Annotated in this window: 20 protein-coding genes; 19 read left to right on the forward strand and 1 reads right to left on the reverse strand. The window is 32.8% G+C overall.

Features of this window, described 5'->3' with window-relative positions:
• Window positions 1–34: 34 nt before the first annotated feature.
• From ACXAHM_RS00890 to ACXAHM_RS00910, 5 genes are all read left to right on the forward strand, one after another.
• Window positions 35–1696: a type IV pili methyl-accepting chemotaxis transducer N-terminal domain-containing protein gene (locus tag ACXAHM_RS00890; protein WP_474958500.1), complete on the forward strand. Its 1662-nt coding sequence runs from the start codon at window positions 35–37 to the stop codon at window positions 1694–1696.
• Between the two features lie 167 nt (window positions 1697–1863).
• Entirely contained in the window at window positions 1864–2217 is a 354-nt protein-coding gene (locus tag ACXAHM_RS00895; RefSeq protein ID WP_474958501.1) for a PAS domain-containing protein, read from the forward strand.
• A 19-nt stretch (window positions 2218–2236) separates the two neighbouring features.
• Complete coding sequence (locus ACXAHM_RS00900) at window positions 2237–2506, forward strand: hypothetical protein (RefSeq protein WP_474958502.1); 270 nt, start codon at window positions 2237–2239, stop codon at window positions 2504–2506.
• A gap of 125 nt (window positions 2507–2631) precedes the next feature.
• On the forward strand, window positions 2632–2985 hold the full coding sequence (locus ACXAHM_RS00905; protein ID WP_474958503.1) for a sensor histidine kinase: 354 nt from the start codon (window positions 2632–2634) through the stop codon (window positions 2983–2985).
• A gap of 8 nt (window positions 2986–2993) precedes the next feature.
• Window positions 2994–3380, forward strand: a complete 387-nt coding sequence (locus tag ACXAHM_RS00910; RefSeq protein WP_474958504.1) for a response regulator — start codon at window positions 2994–2996, stop codon at window positions 3378–3380.
• Between the two features lie 93 nt (window positions 3381–3473).
• On the opposite strand, the gene ACXAHM_RS00915 is transcribed toward ACXAHM_RS00910, so the two are convergent.
• On the reverse strand, window positions 3474–3737 hold the full coding sequence (locus ACXAHM_RS00915) for a rhodanese-like domain-containing protein (RefSeq protein ID WP_474958505.1): 264 nt from the start codon (window positions 3735–3737) through the stop codon (window positions 3474–3476).
• 133 nt (window positions 3738–3870) lie between these two features.
• Here ACXAHM_RS00915 and trxA point away from each other — a divergent pair, with 133 nt between their 5' ends.
• The 14 genes from trxA to ACXAHM_RS00985 all read left to right on the forward strand — a co-directional run bounded on the left by trxA (window position 3871) and on the right by ACXAHM_RS00985 (window position 18894).
• Complete coding sequence (trxA, locus tag ACXAHM_RS00920; protein ID WP_474958506.1) at window positions 3871–4278, forward strand: thioredoxin; 408 nt, start codon at window positions 3871–3873, stop codon at window positions 4276–4278.
• A gap of 153 nt (window positions 4279–4431) precedes the next feature.
• Complete coding sequence (locus tag ACXAHM_RS00925; protein WP_474958507.1) at window positions 4432–4854, forward strand: DsrE family protein; 423 nt, start codon at window positions 4432–4434, stop codon at window positions 4852–4854.
• A gap of 507 nt (window positions 4855–5361) precedes the next feature.
• The gene (locus ACXAHM_RS00930; RefSeq protein ID WP_474958508.1) at window positions 5362–6675 is read left to right on the forward strand and encodes a TolC family protein; all 1314 of its coding nucleotides are present in this window, start codon (window positions 5362–5364) and stop codon (window positions 6673–6675) included.
• Between the two features lie 14 nt (window positions 6676–6689).
• Entirely contained in the window at window positions 6690–7766 is a 1077-nt protein-coding gene (locus ACXAHM_RS00935; RefSeq protein WP_474958509.1) for an efflux RND transporter periplasmic adaptor subunit, read from the forward strand.
• An 18-nt stretch (window positions 7767–7784) separates the two neighbouring features.
• On the forward strand, window positions 7785–10964 hold the full coding sequence (locus tag ACXAHM_RS00940; RefSeq protein WP_474958510.1) for an efflux RND transporter permease subunit: 3180 nt from the start codon (window positions 7785–7787) through the stop codon (window positions 10962–10964).
• Between the two features lie 66 nt (window positions 10965–11030).
• The gene (locus ACXAHM_RS00945; protein WP_474958511.1) at window positions 11031–11333 is read left to right on the forward strand and encodes a hypothetical protein; all 303 of its coding nucleotides are present in this window, start codon (window positions 11031–11033) and stop codon (window positions 11331–11333) included.
• A gap of 293 nt (window positions 11334–11626) precedes the next feature.
• A complete protein-coding gene (locus ACXAHM_RS00950) occupies window positions 11627–11827 on the forward strand; it encodes a YgaP family membrane protein (RefSeq protein WP_474958512.1) in 201 nt (66 codons plus the stop codon).
• Between the two features lie 55 nt (window positions 11828–11882).
• A complete protein-coding gene (locus tag ACXAHM_RS00955) occupies window positions 11883–12545 on the forward strand; it encodes a Crp/Fnr family transcriptional regulator (RefSeq protein WP_474958513.1) in 663 nt (220 codons plus the stop codon).
• Window positions 12520–13542, forward strand: a complete 1023-nt coding sequence (locus ACXAHM_RS00960; protein WP_474958514.1) for an adenylate/guanylate cyclase domain-containing protein — start codon at window positions 12520–12522, stop codon at window positions 13540–13542. The genes ACXAHM_RS00955 and ACXAHM_RS00960 overlap by 26 nt, the downstream gene beginning before the upstream one ends.
• Window positions 13543–13688: 146 nt before the next feature.
• Window positions 13689–15254, forward strand: coding sequence for a tetrathionate reductase family octaheme c-type cytochrome (locus tag ACXAHM_RS00965; RefSeq protein WP_474958515.1), 1566 nt, complete (start codon window positions 13689–13691; stop codon window positions 15252–15254).
• Between the two features lie 4 nt (window positions 15255–15258).
• Window positions 15259–15921, forward strand: a complete 663-nt coding sequence (locus ACXAHM_RS00970; protein ID WP_474958516.1) for a cytochrome b/b6 domain-containing protein — start codon at window positions 15259–15261, stop codon at window positions 15919–15921.
• Complete coding sequence (locus ACXAHM_RS00975; protein ID WP_474958517.1) at window positions 15908–16426, forward strand: YeeE/YedE thiosulfate transporter family protein; 519 nt, start codon at window positions 15908–15910, stop codon at window positions 16424–16426. The genes ACXAHM_RS00970 and ACXAHM_RS00975 overlap by 14 nt, the downstream gene beginning before the upstream one ends.
• A gap of 13 nt (window positions 16427–16439) precedes the next feature.
• Window positions 16440–17654, forward strand: a complete 1215-nt coding sequence (locus ACXAHM_RS00980) for a YeeE/YedE thiosulfate transporter family protein (protein WP_474958518.1) — start codon at window positions 16440–16442, stop codon at window positions 17652–17654.
• 10 nt (window positions 17655–17664) lie between these two features.
• Window positions 17665–18894 carry a cytochrome c biogenesis ResB family protein gene (locus ACXAHM_RS00985; protein ID WP_474958519.1) on the forward strand — a complete coding sequence of 410 codons (1230 nt, stop codon included), beginning with the start codon at window positions 17665–17667 and terminating at the stop codon, window positions 18892–18894.

Below are 18894 nucleotides of genomic sequence, written 5' to 3' on the forward strand. Positions count from 1 at the left end.
AAATTAAAAATTGAGTAACTAACAAAATTACACTATGAATAACTATCTACTGAAAAATCCGAAAAGGAGATTTACGTATTCGTATATCATTGCCCTTTCGATTATTGCGATCTTAAGTATTGCAAGTCAAATCGTCATCAGGACTGTATTGAACAAACAAGAAAAAGATGCAAGAGTGATCAATATTTCTGGACGACAAAGAATGTTGAGTCAAAAGATCAGTAAACTTGCACTCCAACTAGAAAGAACTCCTAATGACGCAGAATTTCAAAAAGTAAAAGCAGAGTTTGAGACCATTGTGAACCTATGGTCAACTTCTCATTTTGGTTTAAGAGATCGTTCAGAAACGATGCAATTGGAAGGAGAAAACAGTGCAACTATTCAAAAGATGTTTGAAGAAATTCAACACAATTTTGATGAAATGCAAAATGCGACGGAACATATTTTAGATAAAACAGATGCACTGACGATTCATCATTATGTATCTCAAATTTTGGCGAATGAAGGCCCATTTTTGAAACAAATGAATACAATAACCTTCCAATATGATCATGAGTCAACAGCAAGAATTCAACAAGTGAAATTGATAGAAATGATCCTTTTAGGAATCACATTATTATCAATATTTCTAGAAGCACTTTTCATCTTTAGACCTGCAGTCAATGCTGTGGATAAGTATTTAAAAGAAACAATCAATAGAGGTTTAGCATTAAGAGAAGCAAAAGATCACTTGATGGTTACGGAAGAGAAAAAAGATTTAATTGAAAAAGAGTTGTACACTCAGCTAGAAAAAAATCATCAACTTCAACTGAACATTAATAAAGATCTTGAACTAAAAATTAATGAAAGAACGAGAGAAATTCAAGAGGCCAATGAGGAGATTCTTCAACAAAGTAATGAACTACAATGTCAAAACACATTATTGACAACAGCTAATCAAAAAATTAAAGACAATATAACTTATGCCACGAAGCTTCAACATTCTATCTTAGGTTACCGTCAAAATATGTTGGATCACTTTAAAGATGGCTTTATTCTCAATAAGCCAAAAGATATTATTTCAGGTGATTTTTACTGGTTTTATCAACATGAAGAAGTACGTTTTTTGGTAGTTGCTGATTGTACAGGACATGGAGTATCCGCAGCATTTATGACGATTATTGGTAATTTATTATTGAATGATATTATTGTAAATCAACAAATCAAATCACCTAATGATATATTGAATTTACTAGATATGGAGTTGTATGCTTTGATGAATTTGAAAAATGTAGATAAAGTATATGATGGAATGGATCTAGGTCTAGTGGTGATTAATGAAGATCAAAGAACCATAGAGTTTTCAGGAGCAAAGAGACCTCTTTATTTCGTTGGGAAAGAAAATAAAATTACCAAGGTTCAAGGCTCAAAATCAACGATTGGTTATAGTGTAAAGAATGTACGAAAGACATTTGAACTAGAAGAAATTCATTACCAAGGTGGAGACCGAATTTATATGACTTCAGATGGTTTCCAAGATCAGTTTGGAGGGCAAAATAATACTAAGTTTATGCAAAATCGTTTAATTGAGGCCTTAAATCGAACGATTAATTATCCGATGACAAAACAGCACAAAGTACTGGAAGGTGTACTAGATAAATGGAAAGGAAAGAACGATCAGACTGACGATATTTTGATCGTTGGTATTGAACTTTAAATTTTAGAAGGTAGAAAGATCCATACCTTTTTTACTTTTAATATTTAATTGCGAATCTTTACTTAAACCAAGTAATTATTGAATATTTTCATGAAAATGAAACTGTTGTAATTGCTTGGTTTTAAGTTATTTAAACAAATATCTAAATTTTATTCATGGAACCTGAAATGAATAAGTATTTAGAACTAGATAAACAACTTAGTGAAACTAAATTCCTTTTTGACTCAATTTTAGAAGGTACATTATCTGGTTATTGGGATTGGTATATTCAAGATGATTATGAATATATGAGTCCATCTTTTAAAAAAATGTTTGGTTATGAAGACCATGAATTACCTAATAAACCTGATGCATGGATGAAATTAGCTCATCCTGATGATTTATCAGGTGTATTATATTGTTACAACAAACATGTCGAATCCAAAGGAAAGATTCCTTTTGATAGTGAAGTGAGGTATTTTCATAAAGATGGAAGTATTGTATGGGTTTTATGTAGAGGGAAAAATAATAGAGTGGGATGAAGACGACAAACCTTTAAGAATGATTGGATGTCATGTTGATATTACGTTACAAAAGAAAGCGTATAAAACTTCATTATATGTTGAAACTCTGAAAAGGAATAATAAGCAGTTAAAAGAATTAGCTTATATTACTTCTCATGATCTTCAAGAACCCATAAACAATATTCATAGTTTACTGGAATTTATTACTACAGATCCTGACAATACATTCAGTGAACAGTCGCAATCTATGATGAATTTGGCAATTGGTTCAGTGGATAGAGCAAGTTCACTTATCAAGGTCTTTTAGAATATTCAAATATAGGTTTATATCGAAAAATTGAGAAAGTATCTTTTATTAAAATTGTTAAGGATATAGTAGATGACTATTCTTTGTGCTTAAAAAAGAAAAAAGTTGAACTTACTTATAATGAATTGATTCCCTCTTATAATGGGAGCCATATTGAATTAAGACTTCTTTTTCAAAATCTTATTTTCAATGGAATAAAATATAGAAAGAGGCACCTTGAAACAAAGATTCATATTGATTTTAAAATAGTAGATGAAAAATTAATACTCTCTTTTACAGACAATGGAATTGGAATAAGAGATGAAAATAAAGAAAAGATTTTCAACATCTTTACAAGGTTACACAACTACGATGAAATCAAAGGTAGAGGTATTGGATTAGCTCATTGTAAGAAAATTGTAGAACTATATTTTGGTAATATTTATGTTAAATCTGAATTCAATAAGGGATCTACATTCTTTATTGAGTTACCATATTAATTACACATATGTCTGAAGTAAAAAATATACTGATTATTGATGATGAATTAATATCATCCTTAATAACAAAGAAGAAACTACACAAAGAGAATGAACTATTAAATATCATTGAAATTAACAATGCTCGAACTGCTGTAGAAAAATTATCTAATGAATTAATAAAAATAGATCTATTACTTTTAGATCTTAATATGCCAGATATGAATGGCTGGGAATTTATTGAAAAATATAAAGAATTAGACGATGCACATAAGTCAAAAAAAGTATTTGTATTAACTACTTCAATTAACCCATCGGATGAAAAAAAGTCTAAGGAATACGGTTGTATTGATGGCTTTTTACATAAACCAATTAACGTTACTCAACTTCAAAATACATTTGAAATAGAGATATAATAAAACAGCTCATGAAGGAAATTTATGAGCTGTTTATTTTTTCAATTATCTTTTAGAGCCTATAATTACTCTACATGTAATTATCAAACTATATTATAATAAAGACGCCCAACCGCCTGCATTATATACTTCCTTTACACCATTGCTTTTCAATAAAGATAAAGCACTAGATGCTCTCATTCCAGATTGACAATATACTAAAACGGGTTCTGGTAATTTTAATACCTCTTCCATTCTATTATTTAATTCATCAAGTGGAATATTTACAGAGTTATCGACATGTCCCATTGAAAATTCATCTGTTGTTCTAACATCTAATAATGAAGCACCATCTTTGGCTAATTTTTTGAAATCCATATCTCTTGTGTTTTTATAATTATTACTATTGCAAATATAAATTGTACTTGATTGATATTGTGTGACTTTAGTTACAGTACTTACGTTTAAATGACATGAACCTTATTCATTAATATGTGTATCATTTATCACAATGAATTCAAAAAATTATACATTACTTTGTGTAGAAAATAATAAAAACATTATGGCAGTAAAACATTTAACGCTAGAGCAATTCAAAGAACAAATCTTTGATTTCACGGCAAGTGAAGAATGGAATTTTAAAGGAGATAAACCTGCTCTTATCGACTTTTATGCAGATTGGTGTGGACCATGTAAAATGATCGCTCCAATTTTAGAAGAGCTAGGAGAGGAGTATGATGGTAAAATAGATATTTATAAAATCGATACAGAAGCAGAGCAAGAATTAGCGGCAATGTTTAGTATCAAAAGTATTCCATCCTTATTATTTATACCAATGGAAGGTACTCCGAAAATGCAGAGAGGTGCCTTACAAAAACCAGATTTGAAAAGAGCTTTTGAAGCAGAGTTTGGAATATAATTCCTGATGTAGAAAGTCCTCTTTACTTAGTTCATAGAAAGGAGGACTTTTCTATAATTTAGAAATAAACTTCTTAAATAATTATTATCCCAGACGATATAATTATCCTAATATAATTTTATTTTCAACCAAATTTAACTCACACCTATTATTTTGAAATCACTTAAAATCTTCTTCACAATAACATTATTGTTGATCGGTAGCTTGTCTCTTTTTGCACAAGAAAAGCAATCAAACGAGATGAAAAATTATATCGTCCTCACGAGGAATATACAGCAGTTAAAACCAATCATTTTGACAGCTCAAAGTCTTTCAAATGAAGATGGGGCAAACTTTGGAAATTTTGAAGTAGTTATTTGTGGTAAGGCCATTAAAGAACTTGAGAATACATCATTAATGGAACCCTACTTGAAAATGGCTAAACAAAATAAGGTGACAATCAATGCCTGTGGTTTTTCTATTAATAAATTTGAGATAGATAGTTCAAAACTACCTTCAACTGTAAAGGTTGTTAATAATGGTATTTTGTATATTTTTCAACAGCAAAAGAAGGGGTATTTAAGTATAGAGTTATAAAAGATAAATATCCACATTAGAATAATTTAAAGACAAAATCTTTTACTCTGCAGCAAGCAATATGTTTAATGTCTAATAAAGAATAATCAACATTTAAGTAGGAATGAAGTAAACATAAGATTCCTATAATATATTTATTACTTATGTTAAAATTAATATTTAATAATGTTTATGTATTACTTTTTGAAGATTTGAATTTAAACAAATTAAATAATTTTCTTCAAATAGAAGGGTTTCGCTATTTTTATGTTGGATTATTTTAAAGTTAATTTTAAAATAAATATATATGATGATGTCATCATATGTTATGTAACTATTATCACATACTAATCAATTAAGACAATTTACTTTTGTATTGTTCATTTTATTTTTATTAAAACGAAGATTATGTTTTGTAAAATATCTACTGAAAAAAATGAGTGCAACTATTTCTGAAAAAGGTTCACTCCCTTAAGACCATTGGTCGCATCCAAATAATAAGAATCAATCATTTTTCATTTTCAGTCAATGAAATTTAAATTAATACCTACAATAGTACTCCTATTTATAGGGTTGAATGTTACTGCCCAAACCAAGCCGCTTACTTTAGAAGAAGCGTTACAATTGGCAGAAACACAAAACAGAGATATCGAAATCAAACAAGCTGAAGTAGAATCAGCTTTGTTAGAGTATAAAAAGACAAATAAAGTATTTTTACCAAACATCACCCTTTCTGAAACAGGGGTGAATACAAATAACCCGTTGAACTCTTTTGGTATTTTATTACAACAAGAAAGAGTAACGGTTCAGGATTTTAATCCAGCTACATTAAATGATCCCGATAATATTTCAAACTGGAATACAAGAGGAGCAATCCAACAACCAATCTTTAATTTGGATGGCTTGTATGGACGAAAAGCTACTAAACAGGTTTACAATGCAAAGACACAAGAAGCAAAACGTGTAAAAGAGTTTGTGCTTTTTGAAGTAAAGCAACATTACTATATGTTGAGTTTGGCTCACGATCAAACGGAAGTACTTTCTGAAGCAATTAAAACTGTTGAGGAAGCACTCAAAGTGGTGGAGAACAATAAGAAAAATGGTTATGCAAAAGAGTCTGATGTTCTTCAGGTTAAAGTAAGAAAATTAGATCTAGAGACTAAACTGAATGAAGCAGAAAATGCTGAAGCTTCAGTGAATGATTATTTAGTCTTCTTATTAAGATTAGCTCCAGGAACTAAAATCGAGATTCAAGATCAAATCACACTAAAAACAGCTGAGACGGCTAAAATAGAGCAAGAACATGTACCTCTTTCTAGAGCTGATTTAATGGGGTTATCATTTGCAGTAGAAGCACAGAAAAACATGTGGAAGATGAATAAATCTAAGTTTGCTCCACGTATCAATGCTTTTGGTCAATATGATTTCAATGACCAGAATTTATTCGGAACATCAGCTCAAAGTTATTTAGTAGGGATCTCCTTAAGCTGGACTGTTTTTGATGGAGGACAGCAAATTGCCGCTTCTCAACAATCGAAATTAGAGTGGGAGAAAGCGAACATGAATTTCGAAAAAGAGAAAACAAAGGCGGATATCGATTTAAAGAAGGCACAACGAAATGTGGTTTCTGCAAAAACAAAAATCGATATGACAGAAACAGCCAAAGAAGAGGCTTTATCAAGCTTCAAGATTTTATCTGACAGATATAAAGTTGGACTAGAAAAAACGGTGGATTTGTTATCTGCTGAAACAACTAAATCTGAAAAAGAATTGGCGTATTTAAATGCCGTTTTTGAATACAATATGGCTGTATTCCACCTAGACTTATTACTTCAAGAATAGAAAAATATATCAAAATGAAATTCCAAGAAATTATATATAAAAGTGCTTTAGTAATCTTTTCTACCTTCTATTTATCATCGTGTGGAACAGAGGTTAAACAGCAAAATGCAGGTCAATTAAGCACTCCTATCAATGTAAAGATTTTAAATGTATCGGCACAGGGAGTAGAAAATGCTTCTGCTTATTCAGCTGAAATTAAAAGTGAAAGTATCACACAGCTGAGTACAAAATTAATGGGTAGAATTTATCAGTTCAACTATGAGGCCGGCGATGAAGTGAAAAGAGGAACAATCATCGCTAGAATTGAAAGTGCAGGAATTCAATCATCAAAAGCTAGGGTTCATGCTCAAGTAGAAATGGCTGAAGTGGGTTTAAAGAACGCTGAAAAAGATTATCAAAGAATTACGGAATTGCACAAATTAGGAAGTGCAACAGATAAAGAATTAGATGATATCACTACGCATTATCTTTCTGCAAAAGCAGGTTTAGAATCTGCAAAAAAGGCAGAGGAAGAGGTAAATGCTAACCTATCTTATACGGTAATCAAAGCCCCTTATAATGGTGTGATTACAAGAAAATATATGACACAAGGAGATATGGCTTCTCCAGGAATGCCAATAGTAGAATTTGCTTCTTCGGATAAGTTTAAAGCGGTGGCAAGTATTCCGGAATCTGATATTGATTTATTCAAAGAAGGAGAGGATGCTAAACTATATATAAGTGCGATTCATAAAACTATTGAAGCAAAGGTAAATAGAGTTGTTCCTTCTGGAAAATACAATGGAGGGCAGTTCCAAGTAGAGTTTACTTTACAAGAAGAGAAAGGGTTAGCGAATGGTATGTATGCAAAGGTAGCCACATCAAATGGTGTAGTGGATAAAATTTTAGTTCCAGAAACTGCGGTTTTGAAAAAAGGACAATTGGCAGGGTTATACCTAGTAAATATGCAAGGTGAAGCTTCATTGACTTGGGTACGTTTAGGAAAAGCCTACGATGGTCAAGTGGAAGTGCTTTCTGGGGTTCAGAATGGGGATAAAGTCATCACTACTTTGAACAATGAATTACATGATGGTGCTTCTGTAAAATACTAATCTAAAATTGAACGAGTCATGCAAAAAGGAATAGCAGGAAAAATTGCAGAGGTCTTTATTAATTCAAAATTGACGCCTCTATTAATGTTCGTTTTCTTGGGATTAGGAATTTACGGAAGTTACTTAACACCAAGAGAAGAGGAGCCACAAATTGATGTGCCTATTGCGGATATCTACATCGGATATCCTGGAGCAACGCCACAAGAGGTAGAGTCTAGAGTAGCAAAACCATTGGAGAAAATCGCTTCAAATATTAAAGGGGTTGAGTATGTGTATTCAACTTCTATGAATGAACAAGCGATGGTGATTGTACAATTCTTTGTGGGTGAAGATATCGAAAGAAGTGTGGTGAAATTGTATGCGGAGCTTGATAAACATATGGATCAAATGCCAAAAGGTGTGATGAAACCCATTATCAAGATCAGAGCAATTGATGATGTACCCGCATTAACATTAACGCTTCATAGTGATAAATATGATGATTTCATGCTTCGTAGATTGGGTGAAGAGCTAGGGAATGAAATCGCTAAAATCAACGATATCGCTCAAGTAAAAGTAATTGGAGGTAGAAGTCGTGAGATGAGAGTGGAATTGGATAGAGAGAAAATGAAGTCTTTCAAAGTAGATCCAATGAGTATTGCTCAACAAATTCAAGCAGCGAACCAAGAATTTTCTTCAGGAACTTTCAATCAGAAGAATACAAATATTTCAGTTACTACAGGTGAGTTTTTCAGAACAGCAGATGACCTTCAAAATTTAGTGATTGGAGCAAATAATGGTGCACCTATTTATCTAAAACAAGTAGCAACTGTAAAAGATGGTCCTGAAGAAGCCATTCAATATGTTCGTTATGGTAATGGAGTTTCTAGTGGAGAAAAATTGAATGGAGATGAAGCAGCCGTAACACTTTCTATTGCGAAAAGAAAAGGAGCAGATGCCATGCAGTTGGCAGATCTAGTTTTGCAAAAGACAGATGATTTAAAACCTACTTTAATTCCATCGGATGTAAAAGTTGAGGTAACGAGAAATTACGGTGAGAGTGCTTCTCATAAAGTAAATGAATTGATGATGCACCTTATCGGATCTATCATTGCGGTAACAATAGTGGTCGCCCTTTCTATGGGTTGGCGAGGTGGACTGGTCGTTTTCTTATCAGTACCAGTAACATTTGCTTTAACACTTTTCTCGTATTATTTACTTGGTTATACGCTAAATAGAATTACACTTTTTGCTCTTGTATTTGTAACAGGTATTGTGGTGGATGACAGTATTATCATTGCCGAAAATATGCATCGCCATTTCAAGATGAAAAAGTTACCGTTCCTTCAAGCTGCATTAGCTTCAATTAGTGAGGTAGGTAACCCAACGATCTTAGCCACTTTCACTGTAATTGCTTCTGTATTGCCAATGGTGGCAGTTTCAGGAATGATGGGGCCATATATGAGTCCAATGCCAATTGGTGCAGCTTTCGCGATGTTCTTCTCATTGATTGTTGCTTTGGTGATTACTCCTTTTATCGCTTATCGATTATTAAAAGGGGATGATCATGGTGGAGAAGCCGAGTTCAAAGTTGAAGATACAGGAATCTATAAAGCCTATAATAAAATGATGCGTCCATTGGTCGAAAAGCCTGTTTTAAGATGGTCATTTATAATTAGCATTACGGTGTTATTATTGGGTTCAATGTCAATGTTCTATTTTGACATGGTGGTAGTGAAAATGCTTCCATTCGACAATAAAAATGAATTTCAAGTAGTAATTGATATGCCAGAAGGAACGCCTTTGGAAGAGACATATCAAGTGACAAAAGAATTGGCTGCTTACATCAGAAAGCAAGATCAGGTAACTGCTTACCAAATGTATGTAGGTACTTCTTCTCCAAATACTTTCAATGGTTTAGTAAGACATTATGATTTAAGAAGAGGTCCAAATATGGCGGATATTCAGGTGAATCTTACGAACAAAGAAGAGAGAGATTTACAAAGTCATGATTTAGCAAAAAGTTTCAGACCAGGACTTCAAAAGTTAGCAGAGAAATTAGGTGCGAATATCAAAGTAGTTGAAGTTCCTCCAGGACCTCCGGTATTATCCACTTTGGTGGCAGAAATTTATGGTCCAGATTTAAAAGGACAAGAAAAGGTAGCGGAAGAAGTGGAGGAAATCTTCAATACTTCATCAGACATTGTAGATGTAGATTCTTACCTAGAAAGCGATCAAGTAGAATATACTTTTGAAGTGGATAAAGAGAAAGCTGCTTTAGCAGGGATTCCAACACAACAAATTGTATATACCATGAATACTGCATTAAGAGGATACGAAGTATCTAAAATTGATGCTCCAAATGATTACAATGAAGTAGGTATCAAATTGATTTTAAAAGAAACAAATAGAACTTCTATTGAAGATCTTAAAAAGATTTCTGTAAAATCTATGCATGGGCAAATGGTATCTATTGGTGATTTGGTAACGGTGAAAGAATCGATTAAACCTAAGAGCATTTACCGTAAAAATCAGAAGAGAGTTACTTATGTTGTTGCAGATGTAGCAGGGAAAATGGAATCTCCAGTTTATGCGATTTTAGGGGTCGGTGATCAATTGGATAATATCATCACACCTAATGGTAAGAATCTAGAGCAAAACTTCACTGCTGTTCCATTCTTAGAAGATAATTATATCTTAAAATGGGATGGAGAATGGCAGGTCACTTATGAAGTATTTAGAGATTTAGGAGCAGCTTTTGCTGTCGTTTTAGTAGTAATTTACATGCTCATTGTTGGTTGGTTCCAAGACTTTAAAACACCATTGGTTATGATGGTAGCCATTCCATTAGCAATGGTAGGAATTCTAGTTGGACACTGGATGTTAGGTGCATTCTTTACAGCTACAAGTATGATTGGAGCCATAGCACTTGCAGGTATTATGGTAAGGAACTCCGTATTATTGATTGATTTTATCAATATAAAATTAGAAGAAGGTGCTTCATTAAAAGAATCAGTAATTGAAGCAGGAGCAGTAAGAACAATGCCAATTTTACTAACGGCAGGTACAGTTGTAATTGGAGCCTTTGTGATCTTGTTTGATCCAATTTTCCAAGGTTTAGCCATTTCATTAATGGGTGGAACAATCGCTTCAACAGCCTTAACCTTACTAATCGTACCATTAGTATTCTATATGACTGAAAAGAAAAAGCATCAGTAATAAATTAAGTTGACCAATTATTGAAGAGGGAGCTTATGCTCTCTCTTCAAGATAAATTCTATAATCATGAAATTAATATTTATATTCTCTATTGATGAAGGTAAACAAGAAGAATTATACTCCCTTCTTTCTAATGTTGGTGCAGCCGTTTTTAGTGAATCAAAAGTAAAAGGTATTTATACGGACCTCTCTGCAACATCGGCTTTCTTTAGCCAGAAAAACCTTTCCACAGATTCCAAATTAGATATAGTAGCTGTGACTGAAGAACAGGCTGAAAAGATTGTTTTAGCTATTGATGAACTGAATCAATCCAAAGCAGAATTTCCAATCCATGCCTACTGTGTAGATGTTGAATCAATGACAGCTTAAGAGAATAGGTTAGAGGGATTAGGTAAGAATAAGTATCCATAAAATACTAACCTTATTCGGCATTGAAGGGAAAAGCGTCAAGAATTTTAAGAAGTGAACCGTTAAAAAATCTTCTTTGTTTGAGCACAGCGAGTTTTGAAGATTTTAGGTGAGCGAAGTAAAATTTAGCTTTTGCATTCACCGCCTAGATTTTTTTGCTTCGTTTTTTCATCAATGGAAAAAATGAAGAAGAAGAACGCTTGAAAGAGTACCTCAAAATTATAGGTGAATTTAGAGTTCAAAATTAAATAATCATGTTAGAAAGAATAATACGTTTCGTTGCAGGATCATTCATCCTGATTAGCATTTTACTTGCCATTTATGTAAATATCAATTGGTTATATTTTACAGCATTTGTGGGAGCAAATCTTTTACAATCTTCATTGACAAAATGGTGTCCATTAGAAAGTATACTGAAGCATTTTAATCCAAAATTCAGATGTCCTAAATGCTAAAAATATGTGTGATAGCTGTGTGAAAAATAAACTGAGTGCTTTGAAGTTTAAATCAATGCAAATCTTACCCAACTTGTCAGAAGAAGAAAGAAATTTTTTCTTTCAAGAAGCTGAAGAGATGATTGTAAAAAAAGGGGCGGTAATTTATGAATGTGCCGACGAGCACTCAGGTATTTATTATATTGAAAATGGCTCAGTCCTTTTGGTTAAAAAAGGGTTAGATGGCGACCAGAAAATATTTTATGTTCATAAGAATGATGATATTTTCGGCTACAGAAATCTTTTGAAATTTGACAAACACGAAGAAATTGCTATTGCCAATAGTGATGTTAAAATTAAGTATCTACCACTTCATAAAGTCAAAGAACTTTTAAGTTTTGGAAATAAGTTGGAAGAGACTTTATATGATGTCATGACACATGATTGTATGGCCATGATCAATAGATTAAACATCATCACACATAAAAATATAAAAGTGAAAATCGCTTATTTCCTACTTCTTCTTGGTGACTGTTTTGATTTTGAAGAGCACTTCACATTACGTAGAGAAGACTTTGCTAGCTTAATTGGTACTGTTCGTGAATCGCTAATCCGAGTACTCAAAGAAATGCAAAAGGAGGGGTATATTGAAATTCAAAAGAAAGAAATAAAAATTAAAGATCAAGAGAAAGTACTAAATCTAATTAGATTTAATGATGCAATGGAAAAAGACCGATAAGATTCTATTTAAAACTCGTGAGCAAGTATACCACTTTTTCTATGGGTTCATTCTATGGCTAATGGCTTTCTCTCATGCAATCTATTTAAAAGACTATTTCTTCAACGAACAAACCAATGTATTCAAAATCATACTTGAAATTATAAGTATATCGTTAGTGATATCTGCTTCAAGTTTAATCATTAGGTCACTTCTAAAAAGTCTATTGAGTGAACATCAGAATTCATTTTTATCACTCTTGATCTTCTATATTACAGAGGTGTCTCTAAGTGCTTTAATTATCATACTGGTGAGAGATTATTTAATGATAGCCCAAGATCATTCCGTTCCATTATTTACCTATATCATCCCTCTGAAAATTTATGAATTGTATTTGTTAGAAGTGGATAATATGATTGGTCCTTTTCATTTGAAGAAGTTATTTAGAGATAAGTACCTTAAACCAAAATCCGAAGAAAGAGTGTTTCTTTTTGCTGATTTAATTGATTCAACGAAAATTGCAGAACAGTTAGGACCTGAAAAATACAGTCAGTTTTTAAAAGAAAGTTTTGAAAAGTTCTCTATCATTTATGATTATTTTGGAGATATATTTCAATATGTAGGAGATGAAGTGGTGATTACTTGGAAAGCCACAGATAAGCATAAAAGTTGCTACATAAATGGAGCTATGGCTTGTAAAAATGTATTAGAAAAAAGTAAAAATGAGTTTATAGAGAAATACGGTATTAAGCCTCAATTTCGTTATTCAATGCATAAAGGAAAAGTCATTTCCACCACCATAGGAAAGTATAAAAAGGAGGTAAGTTTCCATGGAGAAGCCATAAATGTGACGTCAAGAATTCAACACTATTGTAAAGAATTGGATCAGGAAATTATCTTTTCAGAATCAGTTATTGGTGATGTGGATGTAGTAGGTAAACCAATTCTGTTTTTAGGAAATAAAGAGATAAGAGGAGTAAAAGAAAAACTTAATTTATATACAATCCATCCTTCTTAAGTAAAAATGTAACAATTGTTACATTACAAGTGTACTCGCAACACTTTAGTAATATCAATCCTGAATTTTGGTGATAAGCATCAATAAAATGACTTATCCAAGAATGTAAATTTGTTTATAATTAAATATGAACATTTTTACATGTGATGAAAAAAAGTATAGGCATAATTGTTTTACTAAACTTTATTCTTGTAGTTGTTTTTAATGTTTTTTGGCATGAACCAGAACAATCTAACACTGAAAAACAACTAGCAGAACTTAAAAAGAAATATACAACAAGCAAAAAAGAAAAAATTGTAGATCATTCTAAATTTGAGATCCTTCAACAAGACTTCAAAAATCCACAAGATGTAACTACAGCATGTATCTCTTGTCACCAAGAAAGACACCATGAAATTATGGAATCGAACCACTGGAATTGGGAAAGAGAGGAATACATTGAAGGAAGAGGAGTTACTTATCTAGGAAAGAAAAACATCATTAATAACTTCTGTATTGGAGCAACAGGTAATGAACAGGCTTGTGCAAAATGTCATGTGGGTTATGGTTATGAAAAAGATGATGAATTTTTTGCAACCGAAAAGAATGTAGACTGCTTAGCCTGTCATAATGGTGTGGATGATTATATTAAAAACGGTGGTTGGGGTAAACCTAATGAAAAAGTGGATTTGGCTTTAGTAGCTCAAAGTGTTGGCCACCCAACCAAACAAAATTGTGGTACATGTCACTTCTTCTCTGGAGGAGGAAACAACGTAAAACATGGTGATCTAGAAGTTGCACAATTAGATTGTTCTAGAGAAGTGGATGTACATATGGCTTCTGATGGTATTGATTTATCATGTACGGATTGCCACACTACTGAGAACCATAATATCAAAGGGAAGCTCTATTCATTATCCTCTGAAAATACAAATAGAGCTACTTGTGAAGATTGTCATACATCAGTGGCACATACAGACGACCTCATAAATAGTCATGCTGAGAAAGTAGCTTGTCAGACTTGCCATATTCCAACATATGCCAAAGAAAACGCGACAAAAATGACTTGGGATTGGTCTACTGCTGGTAAGTTGAAAGATGGTAAACCTTATCATACAGAGGATGAAATGGGTAATCATGATTACTTATCTATCAAAGGTTCGTTTACTTGGGAGAAAAATGTAAAACCAGATTATGTTTTCTTTAACGGTACAGCAGGTCATTACCTATTTGGAGATAAAGCAGATACATTATCACCAATTCAAATCAATACTTTACATGGATCATATGCTGATGGAAAAATTATTCCAGTGAAAATTCATAAGGCAAAACAACCTTACGACCCGGTAAACCAATTATTAATTCAACCTTATACTTATAATCCTGAAAAAGGTTCAGGAGCCTATTGGACTGATTTTGATTGGGTGAAAGCATCAGAAATCGGACAGAAGAAATTAGGCCTTCCTTTTAGTGGACAAGTGACCTTTGCTAAAACAGAGATGTACTGGCCGTTAAACCACCAAGTATCGCCAAAAGAAAGTACAGTTTCTTGTAATGAATGTCATACACGATCTGAAGAAGGTCGATTAGCTCAATTGGGAGGCTTCTATTTACCAGGTAGAGATAGATCTGAAGACCTTGATAACATGGGAAAATGGCTCCTAATCTTATCAGTTTTAGGCGTGGCTGCTCACGCTATTTTGAGAATTTATTTCAGATTATCTAAAAAGTAATACAATGAAAAAGCAAGTGTATATATACAAATCATTCGAAAGGTTTTGGCATTGGATGCAAGCCCTATTGATTACTTTATTAATGTTTACAGGGTTTGAAATTCACGGTTCTTACAAAGTTTTGGGATATGAGAATGCAGTGAAAGTACATAATTGGTCATCTGTATTACTTCTCTTTTTGATAGTCTTTGCCATCTTCTGGCATTTTACAACTGGAGAATGGAAACAGTATGTACCTACCTATAAGAAACTAATAGACCAAGTGAAATACTATACATATGGGATATTTCATGGGCATCCTCATCCAACCACTAAAACAGTGAGGAAGAAGATGAACCCACTACAAGTAATTACATATTTATCTCTCAAATTAGTGTTTATCCCATTAATGGTATTTACTGGTCTGTTGTATATGGGATACCGTTTTATGTACGGTGGAGAACTTCATACTATAGAAGTCTTCTCTTTAGAAAGTATAGCTTTTTGGCACACGCTAGGTGCTTATCTCTTGATTCAATTTGTAATTATCCATGTATATATGACCACAACAGGACATACACTTACTGAAAACATTCAGGCGATGATTACAGGGTATGAAGACATTGAGGTTGAAGAGGAAACAAAAGAAGATAACAAAGAAACAGAACTAGAAAATGAAACAAGATAAGTTTATGAATCCTTATTTGGCAGGGATTCTCTTAGGGCTAGTGTTACTTGGTTCAATCTATTTAAGTGGTAGAGGATTAGGAGCAAGTGGTGCTGTAAAAAGTGTAGTGATGGAAACGGTCTCTAATGTCTCTCCAGAGAAATACAATGAAGTACCTTACTATGCAAAATATGCCAAAGCACATGAAGATGGAGGTCCTTTAAAATCATGGTTAGTGTTTGAAGTCGTAGGCGTCATTATAGGTGCCTTATTCTCAGGAATTGCAGCAGGCAGAATGCGCTTTGAGATTCAGAAAGGACCAAAAATATCAAATAAAACAAGGCTAATTGCAGCCTTAATAGGAGGAGCCTTTTTTGGTATAGGTTCTCAATTTGGTAGAGGTTGTACAAGTGGTTCTGCATTAAGTGGAATGGCTGTAATGTCAGCAGGAGGTATTCTTACCATGCTCTTTATTTTTGGAGCAGCCTACCTTTTAGCTTATTCATTTAGAAAACTTTGGATTTAAAAATACTAGAATAATGATAGCTCCATTAGTTCCAGAAATAATAAATACAGACCTCAACTTACTCATTGCATTATTAGTAGGTTTTGGTTTTGGCTTCGTATTAGAACAGGCAGGTTTTTCCTCCACAAAAAAGTTGGCAGGTCTTTTCTATGGTTACGATTTTACAGTTTTAAGAGTCTTCTTCACAGCAGGGGTTACTGCTATGTTGGGGATGATGGTTTTTGCTAAATTGGGTTGGTTAGACTTAAGCTTGATCTATGTTAACCCTACGTTTTTATACTCTGCCATGGTTGGTGGAGGTATTATGGGTTTAGGCTTTATAATCGGAGGATTCTGTCCAGGTACTAGTATTGTTGGTGCAGCAGTGGGTAGAATTGATGCTATGGTTTTTGTAATAGGAGGTGCAATTGGTATTTACCTTTTCGGTGAATTTTATCCTCATTATGAAGAACTATACTTAGCAAAGGATTTAGGAAGCCTAACAGCATTTGAGGTGCTTGGAGTCGCTAAAGAAACCTTTACTGTATTACTTACTTTTGTCGCCTTAGCGGCTTTTGTAATGACTTATTTTATTGAGAATAAGGTAAATGATAGAGAGGATAAAATATTAAAAACAACGAAGTTAAAGTTTGCTTATTCATCATTTGGAGTAGTTTTGATGACCATTGCTCTTTGGGTAAACTTCACGCCAGACAAACAAGATCGCTTGGTGAATCAGAGTCAAAATGAAAAGGTACTGAATACTTTGGATATCCAATATTATACGCACGATAAGTTAGCCTATAAAATTTTAAAGCAAGATCAGGACAGCATTATGAATGTCATTGACTTACGTTCCAAAGAAGCGTTTTCGAAACAGAATATTCCTACGGCTTTTAATATTCCGTTAGCAGAAATTCAAGACCGTAAGTATGAGACAATGTTTAAAGATCCATCAAGAATAACGGTTTTATATGCTGATAATGAAACAGATGCTAAGAGTGCCTATTATATTATGAAGAAATTGAACTATAAAAATCTATACATTTTAGATGGTTCTTCCAATGCTTTTTACGCTCAAATAATGACACCTTATCAACTTTCAGAAGATGCTTCAATGCAAGACGAATTCGATTTTAGATTTAGAAATAAAGCAAGAGTTGAGTTACCATTAATTGCATTAAAAATGAAAGCAAAACCTGTGATTAGGGTGAAGAAAAAAGTGAAAATTCAAGGAGGGTGTAGTTAGGTTTTAAGAGATGAAAAAATTATTAAATCTTACAGAAAAGCAATATGAAAATTATAAATCAGCAATAGGAGTTCAACTTCTATTGCTGATACTAGGTGTGATACTGCAAAATATTTTTCCAAATACCTCACTTCAATTATTATCCTTTCCAACTAACCTCATTTTTGGAGTTATCTATTTCAATCTATTATTGATCAGCTATCTCTTCTTTAAAAAATCAGCTTTGATTAAGTGGTTTTACAGTGTACCTGTATCTATAGTTTCCATTTTCTTTGTTCTGATTTATGTAATCTTATTAGGTTTTATCCCTCAAGTTGAAGAAGCAGATGGAATTATTGAAATTTTAGGTCTAAATCAAATAACCAATAGTTTACCCTTTCTTCTTTTAATGTTCTTTTTCCTAACAGCTTTAGGCTATGTGACCTTAAAAAGAACATTCCCATTTAAAGTGACTAACGTAGGTTTTATCCTAAATCATTTTGGACTTTGGTTAGCCTTATTAGCAGGAGGGTTAGGAGCTTCAGATTTACAGAGGTTGAAAATAATTATTCCTTATGATGAGATCGTATTTACAGCTCAAGATGAAAACAATCAAGAGGTTGCATTACCTTTTGCCTTAGAATTGAAGAAATTTACTATGGATGTTTACCCAGCCAAAATAGCAATTTATGATCAAGTGGAAGGTAAGATTATTGATGATGGAAAGTCAATTCATGAAATCCAGAAAAATGAAGAATATCAGATATTAGATTTCAAGATAAAAGTCAAAGAATATTTACAAGAAAGTATCACTCAGAAAGGGGCGTTTCTTCCTTCAAGTACAATGGAGGCTACCGCTTCAGCAGAAATTAGTGTATCAGGTAATGGAGTTGATGAAAAAGGGTGGATAAGCGTAGGAAATAATTTTCAATCAAGAAAAACATTACTCTTAAATGAAAGATATGCACTACTTCTTTTAAAGCCAGAACCTAAACGTTACGCTTCAGAAGTGATTGTTTATACTGATAAAAATCTACAAGAGCAATATACCATTGATGTAAATCATCCCTTATCAATTAAAGGATGGGATATTTACCAATATGGATACAATGATAAATTAGGAAAATGGTCTAATTATACTGTTTTAGAAGCAGTTAAAGATCCATGGTTGCCCTTAGTTTACATAGGGTTATTGATGATGATTATGGGATCTATTTACCTGATTTGGAAAGGCAAAGAACAAAAAATAATAAAGAGTTAA

Source organism: Flammeovirga sp. AWQ4_249 (assembly GCF_056161045.1).

Excerpts from the sequence above, each read along its gene's own strand:
- ACXAHM_RS00980 (WP_474958518.1), top strand. The coding sequence starts at position 16,440 with ATGATAGCTCCATTAGTTCCAGAAATAATAAATACAGACCTCAACTTA.
- ACXAHM_RS00900 (WP_474958502.1), top strand. The coding sequence starts at position 2,237 with ATGATTGGATGTCATGTTGATATTACGTTACAAAAGAAAGCGTATAAA.
- trxA (WP_474958506.1), top strand. The coding sequence starts at position 3,871 with ATGAATTCAAAAAATTATACATTACTTTGTGTAGAAAATAATAAAAAC.
- ACXAHM_RS00910 (WP_474958504.1), top strand. The coding sequence starts at position 2,994 with ATGTCTGAAGTAAAAAATATACTGATTATTGATGATGAATTAATATCA.
- ACXAHM_RS00985 (WP_474958519.1), top strand. The coding sequence starts at position 17,665 with ATGAAAAAATTATTAAATCTTACAGAAAAGCAATATGAAAATTATAAA.
- ACXAHM_RS00915 (WP_474958505.1), bottom strand. The coding sequence starts at position 3,737 with ATGGATTTCAAAAAATTAGCCAAAGATGGTGCTTCATTATTAGATGTT.
- ACXAHM_RS00895 (WP_474958501.1), top strand. The coding sequence starts at position 1,864 with ATGAATAAGTATTTAGAACTAGATAAACAACTTAGTGAAACTAAATTC.
- ACXAHM_RS00950 (WP_474958512.1), top strand. The coding sequence starts at position 11,627 with ATGTTAGAAAGAATAATACGTTTCGTTGCAGGATCATTCATCCTGATT.
- ACXAHM_RS00935 (WP_474958509.1), top strand. The coding sequence starts at position 6,690 with ATGAAATTCCAAGAAATTATATATAAAAGTGCTTTAGTAATCTTTTCT.
- ACXAHM_RS00970 (WP_474958516.1), top strand. The coding sequence starts at position 15,259 with ATGAAAAAGCAAGTGTATATATACAAATCATTCGAAAGGTTTTGGCAT.
- ACXAHM_RS00890 (WP_474958500.1), top strand. The coding sequence starts at position 35 with ATGAATAACTATCTACTGAAAAATCCGAAAAGGAGATTTACGTATTCG.
- ACXAHM_RS00945 (WP_474958511.1), top strand. The coding sequence starts at position 11,031 with ATGAAATTAATATTTATATTCTCTATTGATGAAGGTAAACAAGAAGAA.
- ACXAHM_RS00965 (WP_474958515.1), top strand. The coding sequence starts at position 13,689 with ATGAAAAAAAGTATAGGCATAATTGTTTTACTAAACTTTATTCTTGTA.
- ACXAHM_RS00960 (WP_474958514.1), top strand. The coding sequence starts at position 12,520 with ATGATGCAATGGAAAAAGACCGATAAGATTCTATTTAAAACTCGTGAG.
- ACXAHM_RS00975 (WP_474958517.1), top strand. The coding sequence starts at position 15,908 with ATGAAACAAGATAAGTTTATGAATCCTTATTTGGCAGGGATTCTCTTA.
- ACXAHM_RS00940 (WP_474958510.1), top strand. The coding sequence starts at position 7,785 with ATGCAAAAAGGAATAGCAGGAAAAATTGCAGAGGTCTTTATTAATTCA.
- ACXAHM_RS00955 (WP_474958513.1), top strand. The coding sequence starts at position 11,883 with ATGCAAATCTTACCCAACTTGTCAGAAGAAGAAAGAAATTTTTTCTTT.
- ACXAHM_RS00930 (WP_474958508.1), top strand. The coding sequence starts at position 5,362 with ATGAAATTTAAATTAATACCTACAATAGTACTCCTATTTATAGGGTTG.